Origin of the sequence: Streptococcus mitis (genome assembly GCF_002096855.1) — a bacterium.
GTDB lineage: Bacteria > Bacillota > Bacilli > Lactobacillales > Streptococcaceae > Streptococcus > Streptococcus mitis_Y.
The window spans coordinates 271474-288844 of sequence record NZ_NCVH01000033.1 but is presented as its reverse complement, the minus strand read 5'-3'; the positions used below and the strand labels follow the sequence as shown (position 1 = coordinate 288844).

The window sequence follows — 17371 nt, the reverse complement described above, 5'->3', positions numbered from 1 at the left end:
ATAATCATACAAAAAATAAAATTGTAAATCTATTCTACAAAACTTTAAAGACGCTGGCACTGACGCCACCAACCATGTCTTTATCACTTAAATGGCTATTGGTCACCAATAGTTCTAGATTTCCAGCATTTTCAAACTGGAAGTTTTGCCCTTTAGCATTAAATACAACCAGTAAATGGTCTTCCCCTTGAATCTCATAGACAATCCAACCACTATGTTCATGGGCTGAATGAACAAAAACATGATGGTAAATCTCATCATAAGTTGGGTAAGAAAAGGCACTGCTTTCTGTCTTCAATCGAATCATCTGACGGATAAACTCAATACTATCTTGACGCTCATTAATCAAGTCCCAGTTGACTTGATTCACACTATCAGGAGCATTATAGCTATTCATAGTACGTTCTCTATCATCATGGGTCAGCTCACCATTTTCACCAGTCGCAACCAGTTTGGTACGACCAAATTCTTGACCGATTTCCATAAAGGCCATCCCTTGCATGAGTAGGTTCATGGCTGTGGCTGTCTCAACCTTTCGCATGATTTGCTCTGAACTTTGGTCTGGATGTAGGGTTGCCAACAAATCGTGAAGATTGTAATTGTCATGGGCCTCTACATAGTTAAGCACTTGATTTGGATGTGTATAGGTTCCTAATTCACGACTGCCTAGAATTGCTTTGGCAAGAATTGGCTCTGTAGCAGCACCACTAACAAAACCTGACTTGATAGCACCATAAACTTCTCCACCTTTGACAGCATCACGCTGATTGTCATTAAAGAAACCAATATTTGGCATCTGGTAGGCATTGTCCTTCTTAGCCTTATCATAAGGTGCAAGACCTGTTCCCATATCCCAACCTTCTCCATAAAGGATAATGTTAGGGTCAATTTCATCCAAGCTCTGACGAATCATTTGCATGGTCTTAACATCATGAATCCCCATCAAATCAAAACGGAAGCCGTCAATATTGTATTCCTGCACCCAGTATAAGAGGGAATCAATCATATACTTGCGGAACATTTCGTGTTCACTGGCTGTTTCATTTCCAACACCCGTTCCATTCTGGAAGGTACCGTCTGGATTCATACGATAATAGTAATCAGGGACAGTTGTTTGGAAAGGTGCATCAACAACTGAGAAGGTATGGTTATAGACCACATCCATAATGACACCAATACCCGCATCGTGATAGGCTTGAACCATGGTCTTCAAATCACGAATAACCTGAGCAGGATCCTCAGGATTGGTTGAAAGGCTCGTTTCTGGTGCGTTATAGTTTTGTGGGTCATAACCCCAGTTGTAGGTTACATTCCCATCCTCATCGTATTCTTTGTGACGGTCTGCAATTGGTTGCAACTGAACATAATTATATCCCAGCTTCTTGATGTAATCAAAAGCAGTTGACTGACCGTACTGGTTAACCGTTCCAGTCTGGGCAGCACCCAAGAAAGTTCCTCGAAGATGTTCATCTACACCTGAGGTCGGTGATTTGGTCAAATCACGAATGTGCATTTCACAAATAACTGCCTTACATGGATTTGTCAAACGCCAAGTAGCATCAGCACCGTGTTTAACCTCGAAGCTTTCAACTTGCTTTTCTTCATGGTTCAGGATAGCTGATCGTTTGCCATCAGGACTGGTCGCGATAGTGTATGGGTCGCGTGTCACTGTTTGGTGATGAGGGAATTGGACTTGATACTGATAAGCCTTACCAGTCAAATCTTCCTCAACATCCAAACTCCAGACACCAATAGTATTGTCCTTATGGTTATAAGAGTAGCTATTGCCTCTTTCCATATCAAATGTTTTCCAAACAGGTGCATCATTAGTAGCTGATTCATAAACAACAACCTGCACTTCTGTCGCTGTTGGAGCCCAAAGGGCAAAATAGGCCTGATTGTCCTCTACACGGCAACCCAATTCACCTTGGTAGCCCCAGTGGTGGTCAAAACTAGCGCTATTGATAGCCTTGTCAAAAGCAAAAGGATTTTGATTCTTATAGAAAGGACTGGCAATAGCAGGATTTTCAGAATAATAAATTCTATCATCCCCTTCCAAAATCCAGACCTCTGTTAAGAGGGGATAGTGATTAAAACGGATAGCATATTCTTTACTAGTTTGGCCTGTATGAACCACAAAATTCAAGCTTTCTAAGGGATGAGCGCTTGGGTGTTCAAAACTAAATAAAGCGCCAAAATAATCTTCTTTGTAGCTCAGCAAATCAATCCGCTGGTCCTGACTTTTCACAAATGAGCAAGTGTCGTATTCTCCATTCTTACGATGGTAATGAATACGCATAGGGTAGTTATACATTGTTTTTTCCTTTTAATTCTTATTTTCTTTCTATTTCACTAATAAATTCTTGACCGATTTTGTCCCGATTAACAAACTAGTTATACTGTCTAAACTCTGATTTAAAACGATTATTACAAACTTTCTAGCCAAGCTTCATCTCGAACCTCAATACCAAGTTCTTGTGCTTTTTGCAGTTTACTTCCAGCATCTGCTCCTGCCACGACGAGATTGGTCTTTTTAGAAACACTGCCTGTCACTTTGGCACCCAGACTTTCTAGTTTGCTTTTAGCTTCTGAGCGCTTGAGCCGTTCCAATTTGCCAGTCAATACAACTGTTAAACCTGACAAGGCTGCATTCGCTACTACTGTCTGACCTTTATAATCCAGATTGACCCCAGCTTCTTTCAATTCTCTGAGGAGAATTTCAGAGCCTTCTGTCGCAAAATAAGTCTGGAGACTCTTGGCAATCACACCACCCAGACTTTCAATACTAGCCACTTCCTCTGGATCTGCCTGGGCCAGATTTTCAATCGAGTGAAAATGTTGAAGTAAAAGCTGACTGGCCTTGCTTCCGACATGGCGAATTCCCAAACCAAATAAGAGTTTCTCAGCTGAGTTTTCCTTAGATGCTTGGATGGCCTGATACAGTTTAGAAGCAGACTTTTCCTTAATCCCCTCTAAAAGGAGGAAATCTTCCTCTTTCAAACGATAAATATCCGCCACATCCCCGACTAAATTAGCAGCAAAGAGCTTCTCAACAATAGATGGACCAAGGCCTGTAATATTCATGGCATCTCGAGAAGCAAAGTGGATCAAACCTTCCATGATTTGGGCAGGACAACGTGGATTGATACAACGAAGGGCCACTTCATCCTCAAAGTGCAACAAGTCAGAGTTACAACTTGGACAGTTTGTTGGAATATCTAGTTTCTCTTCAGAAATCCGTTTGGACTCTACCACACGTAAAACGGCAGGGATGATATCACCAGCCTTATATACGATAACCGTGTCGTCTTTACGGATATCTTTTTCAGCAATATAATCCACATTGTGCAGAGTCGCACGGCTAACAGTTGTACCAGCTAGTTGTACTGGTGTTAGATTCGCAGTTGGGGTTACAACACCCGTACGACCAACTGTCCAATCAACTGATAAGAGTTGGGCTTCTTTTTCCTCAGCAGGAAACTTGTAGGCTACTGCCCACTTTGGAGCCTTGACGGTAAAACCGAGTTCTTCTTGGCTTGCTAGGTCATTGACCTTGATCACCACCCCATCGATATCATAAGGCAGATTTTCCCGTTCCTTTCCTACTTCTTGGATAAAATTCCAGATTTCATCTATGTTTTCTGCCAAGATTCGCTTAGGATTGACTACAAAACCTAGTTGTTCAAGGTGCTTCAACACTTTTTCTTGACTATCTCGAGTTGAAGGGCTGGCTTCTTGATAGAGAAACGTTGCAAGATTACGCTTGGCAACTACTGCTGTATCCAGCTGACGCAGGGTTCCTGCTGCCGCATTACGAGGATTGGCAAATTCAGGCTCTCCGTTTTCTTGGCGAGCTTGGTTTACCTGGTCAAAAGAAGCGCGTGGCATATAACATTCCCCACGAACTGTGATATCTAGTTCTTCTGGCAAAGTCAAAGGAATATCCTTAACACGTTTGAGGTTTTCCGTGATATTCTCCCCAACAGAACCGTCTCCACGTGTTGCACCTGTAACTAGAATCCCCTTTTCATAAGTCAGCGAGATAGATAAGCCATCGATTTTCAACTCACAAATGTAGGTTGGATGAGCCACTTCCTTACGAACACGCGCGTCAAAAGCTTCAAGCTCCTCACGTGAAAAAGCATCCTGCAAACTATAAAGAGGATACTGATGACTGTATTTTTCAAAACCATCTAAGACTTTGCCACCAACACGATGGGTCGGACTGTCTGCTAACACTTGATCTGGATAGGCAGTTTCTAACTCGACCAACTCACGGTAAAGGCGGTCATACTCACTGTCTGAAACCGAGGGATTATCGCTGGTATAGTACTCAGTCGCATAGCGATTGAGCAAGGCGACCAACTCATTCATTCTTTTATTCATAAAACCATTTTACCATAAACTAAGCCCTCCTCACAAACGAGAAGGGCGGAAAAAAATGATAAGTTTTGATTGTAAAAAAGAAATATTTTTACACCTGCTCCGATAATTCTTCCCACTCAAGCATAGCTTCTTCCTGACGATGGCTGATTTTATCCAGTTCAGTCTGTAATTCCATCAGTTCGTCGGCATCGTTTGTTTCCAACATTTGTTCAGAAATAGCTTGGCTTTGACTTTCTAACTCTTCGATTTCAGTTTCTAGATTTTCGATTTGTCGCATGAGTTTGCGAGCTTCTTTTTGACTTTCTTTCTGAGCTTGATAGTCATTAACTGGACTTACTTCTTTTGCTTGGTTGATAGTTGAAGCTTCCTCAGCCTGAGTTATTTCTACTTCTGCTTTCTTATCAACATAGTAGTCGTAGTCTCCAAGGTAGAGAGTCGAGCCATTCTCAGACAATTCCAAAACATGAGTTGCCACACGGTTGATAAAGTAACGGTCATGGCTGACGAATAGAAGAGTTCCATCGAAGTCAATCAAGGCATTTTCTAGCACTTCCTTGCTATCAATATCCAAGTGGTTGGTTGGCTCGTCAAGGATTAGAAAGTTGTTGTTTTCCATAGACAATTTAGCTAAAAGCAAACGAGCTTTCTCCCCACCAGACAGCATGCCGACTGATTTTTTAACATCATCTCCTGAGAAAAGGAAGGCACCAAGACGGTTACGGATTTCAACTTCCGGTGTCAATTTGAAATCATTCCAAAGTTCATCCAGTACAGTATTACTTGGTGTCAGCTTGCTTTGGGTTTGGTCATAGTAACCAACTTCAACATTAGCGCCAAAGCGCTTCTCACCCTTGATAAAAGGAATCTGGTCCACAATAGACTTGATAAAGGTTGACTTGCCAATACCATTTGGACCAACGATGGCAACAGCATTCATCTTACGAAGGTCTAGGTTGATAGGTTGTGACAATATTTCCCCATCATAGCCTATAGCAGCATCTTCAACAGTCAATACAACATTACCAGACGTTTTTTCAGACTGGAAGGTCATGTTGGCTGATTTCTTACCAGCTTCCGGCTTGTCCAAACGCTCCATTTTTTCCAGTTGTTTGCGTCGAGATTGGGCACGTTTGGTCGTTGAAGCTCGGACTAGATTGCGATTGACAAAGTCTTCTAGAGCTGCAATTTCCTTTTGTTGCTTTTCATAGTTTTTTGCCTCAGTTGCTAGTTTTTGATCCTTCAACTCGACAAAACGAGAGTAGTTACCCACATAGCGATCCAAGGAATGCTTGGTCAAGTCCAGCGTAATTGTTGCAACCTTGTCCAAGAAGTAACGGTCGTGACTGACAATAATGAGTGCACCGCTATAGTTTACCAAGTAATTTTCTAGCCAGGCAATGGTTTCGATATCCAAGTGGTTGGTTGGCTCGTCCAAGACCAAGAGATTTGGCTTTTCAAGAAGCATTTTAGCAAGTGCCAAACGAGTATTTTGACCACCCGAAAGCTCAGCAATTTTCATCTGCCACATAGACTCGTCAAACTTGAATCCATTCAAAATCGCTCGAATATCAGCTTCATAGGTAAAGCCACCTGCTTGGCGAAAATTCTCAGATAAGCGGTCGTAATCTGACATCAGTTTATCCAAATCATCACCAGACTTTTCTCCCATCTCCAACTCCATCTGACGAAGTTGTTTTTCCGTCCGACGCAAGTCATCAAAGACATGAAGCATCTCATCGTAGATGGTATTTTCAGACTCAAAACGGCTATCTTGGGCTAGGTAAGACAGAGAAATATCTTTTTTCTTATTGATTTCTCCACTAGTTGGCTCCTCTTCTCCAACCAAGATCTTTAAAAGAGTAGACTTCCCGGCACCATTTTTCCCAACAAGGGCAATCCGGTCTCGTTCATCAACTTGTAGGTTAATATTATCAAAAAGAACTTCTCCTGCAAAAGAACGTTCAATTTTATTAGCTTGTAAAATAATCATACAAACAGTATAGCATGTTTCCCTAAGGCATTCAAGACTTGATAAACCGGCATATGACACCACTTTTCTGAAAATTATGCTACCGATTTACTAAAATGCTAAAAAGTGCTATAATGTGAACGGTTAAAACAATTTACAAAAAGGAGAATTTTAATGTCTTACCAAGAAAATTACCAGAAATGGGTTGATTTTGCGGAGCTTCCTGACTACCTTCGTCAAGATTTGGAAAATATGGATGAAAAAACGAAGGAAGATGCCTTCTATACAAACCTTGAATTTGGTACTGCAGGTATGCGTGGCTTGATTGGTGCTGGGACAAACCGCATCAACATCTACGTTGTTCGCCAAGCTACTGAAGGATTGGCTCGTTTGATTGAGTCTAAAGGTGGAAACGAAAAAGAACGTGGTGTTGCAATTGCCTACGATAGCCGTCACTTCTCACCTGAGTTTGCCTTTGAATCTGCGGCAGTTCTTGCTAAACACGGCATCAAATCTTATGTATTTGAAAGCCTCCGTCCAACTCCAGAACTCTCATTTGCGGTTCGTCATCTCAACTGTTTCGCAGGTATCATGGTCACAGCCAGTCACAACCCTGCACCATTTAACGGTTACAAGGTTTACGGTGAAGACGGTGGACAAATGCCTCCACACGATGCAGATGCTTTGACTACTTATATCCGTGCAATCAAAAACCCATTTGCGGTAGAAGTTGCTGATGTGGAAGCTGAAAAAGCTTCTGGCTTGATTGAAGTTATCGGCGAAGCTGTTGACGTAGAATACCTTAAAGAGGTTAAGGACGTAAACATCAACCCAGCCTTGATTGAAGAATTTGGTAAAGACATGAAAATTGTCTACACACCACTTCATGGTACTGGTGAAATGTTGGCTCGTCGCGCTCTTGCCCAAGCAGGATTTGACTCTGTTCAAGTCGTTGAAGCACAAGCAACTCCTGACCCAGACTTCTCAACTGTAAAATCTCCAAACCCAGAAAGCCAAGCAGCCTTTGCACTTGCTGAAGAACTTGGTCGTCAAGTTGGTGCAGACGTTCTTGTCGCAACTGACCCTGATGCTGACCGTGTTGGTGTTGAAGTTCTTCAAAAAGATGGTAGCTACCTCAACCTATCAGGTAACCAAATCGGTGCTATCATGGCTAAATACATCTTGGAGGCCCACAAAAACGCTGGAACTCTTCCTGAAAATGCAGCCCTATGTAAATCTATCGTATCAACTGACTTGGTAACGAAGATTGCTGAAAGCTACGGTGCAACCATGTTCAACGTTTTGACAGGTTTCAAATTTATCGCTGAAAAAATCCAAGAATTCGAAGAAAAACACAATCACACATACATGATGGGATTTGAAGAAAGCTTCGGTTACTTGATTAAACCATTCGTTCGCGATAAAGATGCTATCCAAGCCGTTCTTGTCGTTGCTGAACTTGCTGCCTACTACCGTTCTCGTGGTTTGACACTTGCTGACGGTATCGAAGAAATCTACAAAGAATACGGCTACTACGCAGAAAAAACTATCTCTGTTACCCTTTCAGGTGTTGATGGTGCTGAACAAATCAAAGCGATTATGGCTAAATTCCGTAACAATGCTCCGAAAGAATGGAATGCAACAACTATCACTGTTGTAGAAGACTTCAAGGCTCAAACAGCTACTGCTGCTGACGGTACTGTTACAAACTTGACAACTCCTCCAAGTGATGTTTTGAAATACACACTTGCTGACGGTTCATGGATTGCTGTTCGCCCTTCAGGGACAGAACCAAAAATCAAGTTCTACATTGCAGTTGTAGGGGAAACCAACGAAGAATCACAAGCTAAGATTGCTAACATCGAAGCAGAAATCAATGCTTTTGTAAAATAAAATCCTATAAAAGATGAGAAAAACCAATCTCATCTTTTTTTCGTATCAAATCTAAGCAATTTTAGAAACTTTATGGCATACTAGACTTATCAATGAAAGCGAGGTAATCTCATGGAACAATTTTTAGATAACATCAAAGACCTTGAAGTCACTACAGTTGCGCGTGCGCAAGAAGCTCTTGATAAAAAAGAAACTGCAACCTTCTTTATCGGTCGCAAAACTTGCCCTTACTGCCGTAAATTTGCTGGTACCTTGGCAGGTGTCGTAGCTGAAACCAAAGCTCACATCTACTTCATCAACAGTGAAGAACCAAGCCAACTCAATGAGTTGCAAGAATTCCGCTCACGCTATGGAATTCCAACTGTACCAGGCTTCGTTCACATTGCAGATGGACAAATCAATGTCCGTTGCGACTCTTCAATGTCAGCACAAGAAATCAAAGAATTTGCAGGATTGTAAAAAAGCCACTCATCGAGTGGTTTTTAAATGGTCAAAATTACCTTTTTTCAATCAAATCTTGTATCATTCTATGCAATTCTTCTATCTTCTCGGATTGTTTCTCTAGTAATATTCTCTGACTGGACAATTCATCTTGAAGTTTATCAAGTTTTATCTGTTCATCTGGATTATCTTTTATAAAAAAGTTCGTCAAGGCACTCGTTAGTATTCCTATTGTTCCAATACCGACAAGCATTAATAAGACAGCTAACCATTTACCAAAAATTGAAGTAGGAATAATATCCCCATAACCCACTGTCGTTACGGTTACAAGAGACCACCAAAGACTATCTGAGAAAGATTTTTCTTCAACAACGGATAAAATCGAACTCCCTAGCAATACAATAAAGAAATTGAGATAAAGAATATAAAGTAAGCCATTTGTTCGTAAGAGTTTGCTTGCCTTCTTTTCCAGCTTGCCAGTTAATCCAACGATTCTTAAAAGACGAGTCAGTTTCAGTAATTTTGTCAGCCTTGCTAGGCGAAAGATACGTCCTAATCGAAACACTGTAAAAATAGCATTTAAAGGCAGGATAGCTAGCAGATCAAAAATATTTTCAATTATGAATCGCCATTTCCCTTTACTTAAAAAGAACCGCCAGCCATAATCTACCACAAAAACACCCCAAAGTAGTAAATCAATAATATTGTACGGAGGATTGTCCAAATCGACCATCTCAGCAAATCCAAGCAAGACTAGAACAACAGATATCAACGCAAGTATGATAATCGTTGTATCATAGTAATCCTTAAGTAACCATTTTCTTTTCACACTACTTCTCCTATATCATTTGTAAACATTATACCACACCAAATCTCTACTAGATATATAAAAAAGAAGACACATTCGCCTTCTTTTTATATCTCTGTCAATGGTGTTGCGGTATCTGGTGAGGTATCATATACCTTAAAGTCTATCCCAACTCCAAGATCAGCTTGAGCCAACTGATTTACCATGGTCATATGAGCCAGTTCCTTGATATTGTTCTCCTTAGATAAATGACCAAGGTAGATTTTCTTAGTGCGGTTTCCCAAGGTACGAATCATAGCTTCAGCACCGTCCTCGTTAGAAAGGTGACCCAGATCCGATAGTATTCGTTGTTTGAGTCGCCAAGCGTAAGAACCTGCTCGCAAAATCTCTACATCATGGTTGGACTCGATAAGATAGCCATCTGCATTCTCGACAATTCCTGCCATACGGTCACTAACATAACCTGTATCTGTCAAAAGGACAAAACTCTTGTCATCCTTCATAAAGCGATAGAACTGCGGTGCGACTGCATCATGACTTACACCAAAACTCTCGATGTCGATATCTCCAAAGGTTTTGGTTTTGCCCATCTCAAAGATGTGCTTCTGCGAAGAATCCACCTTGCCAAGATACTTGCTATTTTCCATAGCCTGCCAGGTCTTTTCATTGGCATAAATATCCATACCATACTTGCGAGCCAAAACACCCACTCCATGGATATGATCTGAATGCTCATGGGTAATCAAGATGGCATCCAAGTCCTCTGGTTTGCGATTTATTTCAGCAAGTAGGCTGGTGATTTTCTTACCAGATAAGCCTGCATCCACTAAAAGTTTCTTTTTGGGGGTTTCCAGATAAAAGGAATTTCCACTGGAACCCGACGCTAAAATACTGTATTTAAAGCCTATTTCACTCATTCTAGTCTTCTACTTCGTCCTCCCATACTTCTTCTTTCACTGCATCCTTATCATAAGGGAGCACAATGGTAAAGGTTGATCCCTTACCGTATTCACTTTTGGCCCAAATAAAGCCCTTATGTTGTTTGATAATTTCTTTAGCAATAGACAGTCCTAGGCCTGTACCACCTTGGGCACGACTTCTGGCACGATCCACACGATAAAAACGGTCAAAGATTCGTGGTAAATCCTGCTTAGGAATACCCAAACCTTGGTCTGAGATAGATAAAATCATCTGATCATCAGTTGTCTTCATGGTCACTGTGATTTTCCCACCATCTGGTGAATACTTAATGGCATTGTTAAGAATATTATCAATCACCTGCGTCATTTTGTCTGTATCAATTTCAATCCAGACAGACGTAATCGGATAATCTCTAACCAATTCGTATTTCTTCTCTTCATCCTGCCCTCTTATCTGATCAAAACGGTTAAGAATAAAGGTAATAAAAGCTGTAAAGTTAATCAGTTCCACATCTAGGTGACTGGTTGCATTATCAATACGTGAAAGATGAAGAAGATCTGTCACCATTCGCATCATACGATTGGTTTCATCTAGAGATACCTTGATAAAGTCCGGTGCCACAGGTTCTGACAAGGCCCCCTCATCCAAGGCTTCAAGATAGGATTTTACGCTAGTCAAGGGCGTCCTTAACTCATGACTAACGTTGGAAACAAAGAGTCTCCGTTCCCGTTCTTCCTTCTCCTGCTCCGTTGTATCATGCAAAACTGCAACCAAACCTGAGATAAAGCCAGACTCACGACGCACCAAGGCAAAGCGTACACGAAGGCTCAGATATTCACCATTGGCATCCTGGGAATCAATCATGAGTTCAGGAATTTGGGTAATCAAATCACGAAGTTCATACTCATCTTCAATCTTAAGCAATTCTAGAATACTTTTGTTTAGAACATCTTCCTTCTGAACGCCTAGCTGTTTCTTAGCCATGTCATTAATCATGGTAATCTTACCACGACGATTGGTAGCGAGGACACCATCTGTCATGTAAGAGAGGATACTGTGTAATCGTTTACTCTCTTGTTCCAGATTTTCTTGAGTCAAGCGGATTACTTCTGATAAATCATTGAGATTATTGGTAATATTAGTGATTTCAGAGCTTCCCTGCATATCCAATACCTGAGAATAATCTCCTGCAATCAGGTCTTTAACTTTTTGATTAATTTGCTTCAACCGAATGTTATCCCTACGATTTTCTAGTAAAAGCAAGGTCACGACTAAAATAAAACCAAGTAGAATGAGGATAAAGATAAAATCACTGGTTAAAACTGTGTCTTTTATTAGTTTAATCATTATTTCTCATATAATAACCAACACCGCGACGTGTTAGGATATACTCTGGACGACTTGGTGTATCTTCAATCTTCTCACGCAAACGTCTGATAGTTACGTCAACTGTTCGAACATCTCCGAAATAATCATAACCCCAGACCGTTTCAAGCAAGTGTTCACGCGTAATCACTTGACCGATATGAGAAGCCAAGTGGTACAAGAGTTCAAATTCACGGTGGGTTAAGTCTAGTTCTTCACCGTATTTTTTAGCTACATAGGCATCTGGTACAATCTCCAAGTCCCCAATTTGCAAGGGTTGGGTTTTCTTTTCATCTGACTCTTGATTATCTACAGAAACCAAGTCCGTGCGACGGAGAAGAGCTTTAACACGCGCCTGCAACTCACGATTTGAGAAGGGTTTGGTTACATAGTCATCTGCACCAAGCTCTAAACCGATAACCTTATCAAATTCACTGTCTTTAGCTGAAAGCATGATAATAGGTACACTACTCGTCTTACGAATAGTCTTAGCAACTTCTAAACCATCAATTTCTGGAAGCATCAAATCCAGAATAATAATATCTGGTTGCTCTGCTTCAAATTGCTCTAGTGCTTCACGACCATTAAAAGCAGTTACAACCTCGTAACCTTCCTTGGTCATATTAAACTTGATAATATCCGAGATTGGTTTTTCATCATCTACAATTAATATTTTTTTCATTTGTTCACCTTTTTCTCTACTATTATATCAAAAAAATAAAAAGAAGACACAATAGCTAGTCTTTACTACTGTCTAAGTTGGCTTGTGCATAAGCCTGCCAGATTTTTTGTTGGGGTTTGGCAAGTGGGTAATTCTTAAACTCTTCTGGTGAAAGCCAGCGAACTTCCCTATCTGGAAAGTCATTGTAGTCACTCACCTGACCTGCTACAATTTGAACATGCCACTTACGATGACTAAAGATATGCTTGACAGTCTCAAAATAAATATCAAGCCAATCAACATCTAGGTCATAGTCCTGCTGGAAACTCTCTTCTGGACTGGGACCAAAGTTCACGCTTTCTTCTGCAACCTGATGAAAGAGGTCAAACTGCTCTCCTTGCGAAAAGTTATCAACTTCTATCAAGGGGAAATGCCAAAAACCTGCCAATAGCTTTTCACTTTCATTTTTTTCAAGTAAAAATTGTCCCTGAGTATTTTTGACCACCAAGGCTTTAAGATAAATTGGAACAGGCTTTTTCTTGGGAGCCTTAATTGGATAACGGTCCATTGTGCCATTCTGATATGCCGCACTAAAGTCCTTAACTGGGCTTTCTTCTGGTCTGGGATTTACAGGCGCCTCAATATCAGATCCTAAGTCCATCAAAGCTTGATTAAAGTCACCAGGCCTTTCTGGGTCAATCAAGATTTCCATCATTGCCTGAAAAATTTTACGATTACTTGGAATCCCAATATCGTGATTAACTTCAAATAGACGTGCCAAAACACGCATGACATTACCATCTACAGCTGGCTCAGGCAAGTTAAAAGCAATACTGGAAATGGCTCCTGCAGTGTAAGGTCCAATTCCTTTCAAGCTGGAAATTCCTTCATAGGTGTTTGGAAATTGACCACCAAAATCAGTCATAATCTGCTGGGCTGCAGCCTGTAAATTACGAACTCGAGAATAATAACCCAAACCTTCCCAAGCCTTCAACAAACGCTCTTCAGGCGCATTCGCCAAACTTTCTACTGTTGGAAACCAGTCCAAGAATCGTTCGTAATAAGGGATAACCGTATCCACCCTAGTTTGCTGGAGCATAATTTCAGACACCCAGATATGATAAGGATTTTTACTTCTACGCCACGGTAAATCTCTTTTGTTTTCATCATACCAAGCGAGAAGTTTCTCACGGAAAGAAATGATCTTCTCCTCCGGCCACATGACGATACCGTATTCTTTCAAATCTAACATATCTCTAGTATAACACAGAAGATTCTAACTGTCCTTTTCCTAGTATTAATACTCTTCGAAAATCAAATTCAAACCACGTCAACGTCGCCTTGCCGTACTCAAGTACAGCCTGCGGCTAGTTTCCTAGTTTGCTCTTTGATTTTCATTGAGTATAAAAAGCCTCTTCCCAAGGGAAAGAGGACTAAATCTTATTGATGAACTGCTTGAGCTGCTGTGATGAGGGTCAACTTGTAAACATCATCTGCATTACATCCACGAGAAAGGTCGTTAACTGGCTTGTTCAAACCTTGCAAAACAGGTCCAACAGCCGCAAAACCGCCAAGACGTTCTGCCATCTTGTAGCCGATATTTCCTGCCTCGATACCTGGGAAGATGAAAACATTTGCTTGACCAGCTACTGTACTTCCCGGAGCTTTCAGAGCAGCAGTTTCTGGAACAAAGGCCGCATCAAATTGCAACTCACCATCGATTTCAAGGTCAGGGCGCAAGTCGTGGGCAATTTTAGTTGCTTCAACAACCTTATCAACGCTTTCTCCAAATCCTGAACCTTTAGTAGAATAGCTTAGCATAGCAATTTTAGGTTCGATGCCAAACATCTTAGCTGTAATTGCTGAGTTGATGGCAATTTCAGCCAAAGCTTCTGCATCAGGATTGATATTGATAGCACAGTCTCCAAATAGGTAACGTTCCGTACCACGAACCATGAGGAAGGCACCTGAAGTACGAGTTACATTTGGACGAGTTTTGATGATTTGAAGGGCTGGGCGAACTGTTGAAGCTGTTGAGTGAATCGCTCCTGACACCATTCCATCAACCAAGCCCAAGTAAACCAACATAACACCAAAATAGTTGACATCTTCAACCAAAACCTTGCGTGCATCTTCTTCAGACATTTTGCCCTTGCGACGTTCTACCAAGGCAGCAACCATTTCTTCAAATTTATCGTAGTGTTGAGGGTCGATGACTTCATAACCGTCCTCAATACCTTCGATTTCAAGATAGATTTTAATTTTTTCAGGATTTCCAAGCAAAACAGGAATCACTTCTGTTTCTTTTACCAGGCGTTTAGTCGCTTGAAGAATACGAGGCTCTTCCCCTTCAGGGAGAACGATACGAGCATTTTTACCAACCAAGTTGGCTTTGAGACTTTCAAAAACTTCCATGAGTTTTCTCCTTTAAGATAATAATTATACTCTGAATCAGTTTTTATAGAGTATTAGTTGATAACTGGGTAATAAGGTTGCTAAAATCATTCGGCAAGGGACTTTCTAACTGCAAGTCTTGCTCTAAAAATGGATGATAAAAAGATAGGTAATGGCAATGCAGGGCTTGGCGCTGAATTCCATCGTCTAGACTACCACCGTACAAATCATCTCCCAACAAAGGAAAACCAATATGAGAAAAATGGACTCGGATTTGGTGGGTTCGCCCAGTGTGCAGGCGAATGTCTACCAAATGAATATTCCCATAAGATGCTACAATCTTGTAAGAAGTATGAGCATACTTTCCACCTTTAGCCACCCGTCTAGTGATAATAGAGTCTTCATCACGCGCAATCGGAGCAATAATTTCTCCCTCTTGCTCCAAGTGTCCATCACCTTTAACCAAAGCAAAGTAGCGTTTTTCAATGGACTTCTTCTGCAACTGCTTGTCTAATCGTGCGTGGGCATAGCCGTGCTTAGCAAAGAGCATCAAGCCAGAAGTATCTCTATCAAGCCTAGTCACAATGTGAACCTGCTGATTCTCATAGTCTTGCTTGACGTAGTAACCCTTGATAAAATTAGCGATGGTATTGGAGTGATTAACACTAGGAATAGAAGCCACTCCATAGGGTTTATTTAAGACTAGAAAATGGTCATCCTCATAAAGAATATCCAGTGGGCGCTCGATAGCTTCTAGAGTCTCAAAGCCTTCCTCAGCAGGAATATCAATGACAACTCGGTCTCCAATATCCAATAGATAGGTTGCATTTTGTGGTTGATCATTGACCAGTATAGCTCCACCTCGAAACTTAATCTTAGCCAGTAGCCCCTTAGACACCTCGTGCTTTTTTAAGAAGGTCTTAACCTTGACATGCTCATCTGCGATAAATTCAAACCTCATTCGTCCACCTCGCCGATAAAAGCATCCTTAACTCGGTTCCAGAAACTGGTATGGCTCGGTGATGCGACAAAGTGAATCTTATGATGGTCTATTTGATACTCAATACGCTCAATATTACGGAATGAATAAACGCTATTGTCAACCGAAATGGTATGGTAATCGTTTCTTGTTGGAATAAGTTCAATCTTATCCTTCTTTGGAACAATAATGGAAGAACCCAGGGTTCGATAGACACGATTGTTAAGGCTGGCAATTTCCGTTAATTGCAAAGCTTCAATGGTTGGGTGTAAAACAGCTCCACCAAGCGACTTGTTATAGGCTGTACTACCAGTCGGTGTTGAAACTGTTAGCCCATCTCCACGAAAACGTTCAAAGTGGACACCATTAATCACAACATCCGCCACCATGGTTCGATCAGACCTTCGGATACTGGCTTCATTTAGTGCTCTAAAAATCTTCACTTCACCATTTTCGAGAAAAACCTTCACATTCAGAACAGGGTAAGAGACTCTTGCTCCGGTATCTAGCTGTAAATTAGTCACTAGCTTGTCCAACTCAAAATCACGGTAGTCCGTATAGAAGCCCAAATGTCCAGTGTGAACACCAATGAAGCGGACCTTGTCAAGCTGGTTTTCGTACTTATGAAAGGCCGACAAGAGCATACCATCACCACCGATGGAAATAACGATATCTGGATTGGTATCATTGAGTATAAACTGATTTCTCTTCAAACGATCTCGCAATTCATACAAAACCCTTTGACTCTGTGGTTTTCTATTAGCTATCAGGTCAATTCGTTTACCTGTATTCTTCATCTGTATCGTCACTGTTTCCTACACCGTCATTTAATTTTCTACTCAAAGGATCAAAAAGTGCTTGGGCTTCTTGGATATCATCACGTATTTTACCCATTTCTTCATCCAACTGATGGGCAATTTTGGCAGTAATTTCCAGTCTCTTTTTAATTTCCTCTGGGAAATCCCCTTGGTACTTGTAGTTGAGAGAATGTTCTATCGTTGCCCAGAAATTCATGGCCAAAGTACGAATCTGAATTTCCGCCAAAATGGTCTTGGCTCCATTGATGGTATCAACCGTATATTCTACTACCACGTGATAGGAACGGTAGCCTGATGCTTTTCGATGAGTAATGTAATCTCGCTCCTGTATGATCCTCATATCCTGACGTTTGCGCAAAATCTCCACTACTTCCTTAACGTCATCTACAAACTGAACCATCACACGCAAACCAGCAATATCTTGCAAATCGTGCTCTAAGGTCGCATAAGTAATGCCACGCCGAGCCATTTTTTCCTTTATGCTCTCAATCGGCTTGACTCGACCAGTCACAAACTCAATAGGAGAATGCTTATTTTGCTTACGATATTGCTTCCGAATACCACGAAGTTTAATTTTTAACTCACCAACAGCTTGAATGTAAGGATCTAGAAATTCTTCCCATTCTAAGGTCATATATTCTCCCTTGTTCTCATATTATCCTTCAAAAATATCTTTGATTTTTTCTCCAGATTCATATACAATAAATACAATGCTTATTATATCATAAATCCGCTT

The 17371-nt window shown here is 41.0% G+C and carries 14 protein-coding genes; 2 read left to right on the top strand and 12 right to left on the bottom strand.

Annotation, left to right across the window (positions count from 1 at the left end; all coding sequences use genetic code 11):
• Positions 1-34 precede the first annotated feature (34 nt).
• The 3 genes from pulA to B7698_RS09645 all read right to left on the bottom strand — a co-directional run bounded on the left by pulA (position 35) and on the right by B7698_RS09645 (position 6376).
• Entirely contained in the window at positions 35-2314 is a 2280-nt protein-coding gene (pulA, locus tag B7698_RS09655; RefSeq protein ID WP_084865534.1) for a type I pullulanase, read from the bottom strand.
• Positions 2315-2427: 113 nt separating this feature from the next.
• The gene (ligA, locus tag B7698_RS09650; RefSeq protein WP_084865532.1) at positions 2428-4386 is read right to left on the bottom strand and encodes an NAD-dependent DNA ligase LigA; all 1959 of its coding nucleotides are present in this window, start codon (positions 4384-4386) and stop codon (positions 2428-2430) included.
• A gap of 88 nt (positions 4387-4474) precedes the next feature.
• Complete coding sequence (locus B7698_RS09645; protein ID WP_084865530.1) at positions 4475-6376, bottom strand: ABC-F family ATP-binding cassette domain-containing protein; 1902 nt, start codon at positions 6374-6376, stop codon at positions 4475-4477.
• Positions 6377-6529: 153 nt separating this feature from the next.
• Here B7698_RS09645 and B7698_RS09640 point away from each other — a divergent pair, with 153 nt between their 5' ends.
• Together B7698_RS09640 and B7698_RS09635 are read left to right on the top strand one after the other, a co-directional pair.
• The gene (locus tag B7698_RS09640) at positions 6530-8248 is read left to right on the top strand and encodes a phospho-sugar mutase (protein WP_084865528.1); all 1719 of its coding nucleotides are present in this window, start codon (positions 6530-6532) and stop codon (positions 8246-8248) included.
• A 111-nt stretch (positions 8249-8359) separates the two neighbouring features.
• Complete coding sequence (locus B7698_RS09635; RefSeq protein ID WP_000434637.1) at positions 8360-8707, top strand: thioredoxin; 348 nt, start codon at positions 8360-8362, stop codon at positions 8705-8707.
• Between the two features lie 37 nt (positions 8708-8744).
• Here the strand turns inward: B7698_RS09635 and B7698_RS09630 are convergent, their stop codons facing one another.
• From B7698_RS09630 to yjbM, 9 genes are all read right to left on the bottom strand, one after another.
• On the bottom strand, positions 8745-9518 hold the full coding sequence (locus B7698_RS09630; RefSeq protein WP_084865526.1) for a potassium channel family protein: 774 nt from the start codon (positions 9516-9518) through the stop codon (positions 8745-8747).
• An 86-nt stretch (positions 9519-9604) separates the two neighbouring features.
• On the bottom strand, positions 9605-10414 hold the full coding sequence (locus B7698_RS09625) for an MBL fold metallo-hydrolase (RefSeq protein WP_084865524.1): 810 nt from the start codon (positions 10412-10414) through the stop codon (positions 9605-9607).
• A 1-nt stretch (position 10415) separates the two neighbouring features.
• Positions 10416-11765, bottom strand: a complete 1350-nt coding sequence (gene vicK, locus B7698_RS09620; RefSeq protein ID WP_084865522.1) for a cell wall metabolism sensor histidine kinase VicK — start codon at positions 11763-11765, stop codon at positions 10416-10418.
• Complete coding sequence (yycF, locus tag B7698_RS09615; protein ID WP_000722072.1) at positions 11758-12465, bottom strand: response regulator YycF; 708 nt, start codon at positions 12463-12465, stop codon at positions 11758-11760. The genes vicK and yycF overlap by 8 nt, the downstream gene beginning before the upstream one ends.
• A 55-nt stretch (positions 12466-12520) precedes the next feature.
• Complete coding sequence (mutY, locus tag B7698_RS09610; protein WP_023947456.1) at positions 12521-13696, bottom strand: A/G-specific adenine glycosylase; 1176 nt, start codon at positions 13694-13696, stop codon at positions 12521-12523.
• Positions 13697-13884: 188 nt separating this feature from the next.
• Positions 13885-14859, bottom strand: a complete 975-nt coding sequence (gene pta / locus B7698_RS09600) for a phosphate acetyltransferase (RefSeq protein ID WP_000451571.1) — start codon at positions 14857-14859, stop codon at positions 13885-13887.
• A 43-nt stretch (positions 14860-14902) separates the two neighbouring features.
• Positions 14903-15799, bottom strand: coding sequence for an RluA family pseudouridine synthase (locus B7698_RS09595; RefSeq protein WP_084865520.1), 897 nt, complete (start codon positions 15797-15799; stop codon positions 14903-14905).
• Positions 15796-16614, bottom strand: coding sequence for an NAD kinase (locus B7698_RS09590; RefSeq protein ID WP_000799056.1), 819 nt, complete (start codon positions 16612-16614; stop codon positions 15796-15798). Before B7698_RS09590 ends, B7698_RS09595 begins: the two co-directional genes overlap by 4 nt.
• Entirely contained in the window at positions 16598-17269 is a 672-nt protein-coding gene (yjbM, locus tag B7698_RS09585; RefSeq protein WP_000171682.1) for a GTP diphosphokinase, read from the bottom strand. Before yjbM ends, B7698_RS09590 begins: the two co-directional genes overlap by 17 nt.
• Positions 17270-17371: the final 102 nt, after the last annotated feature.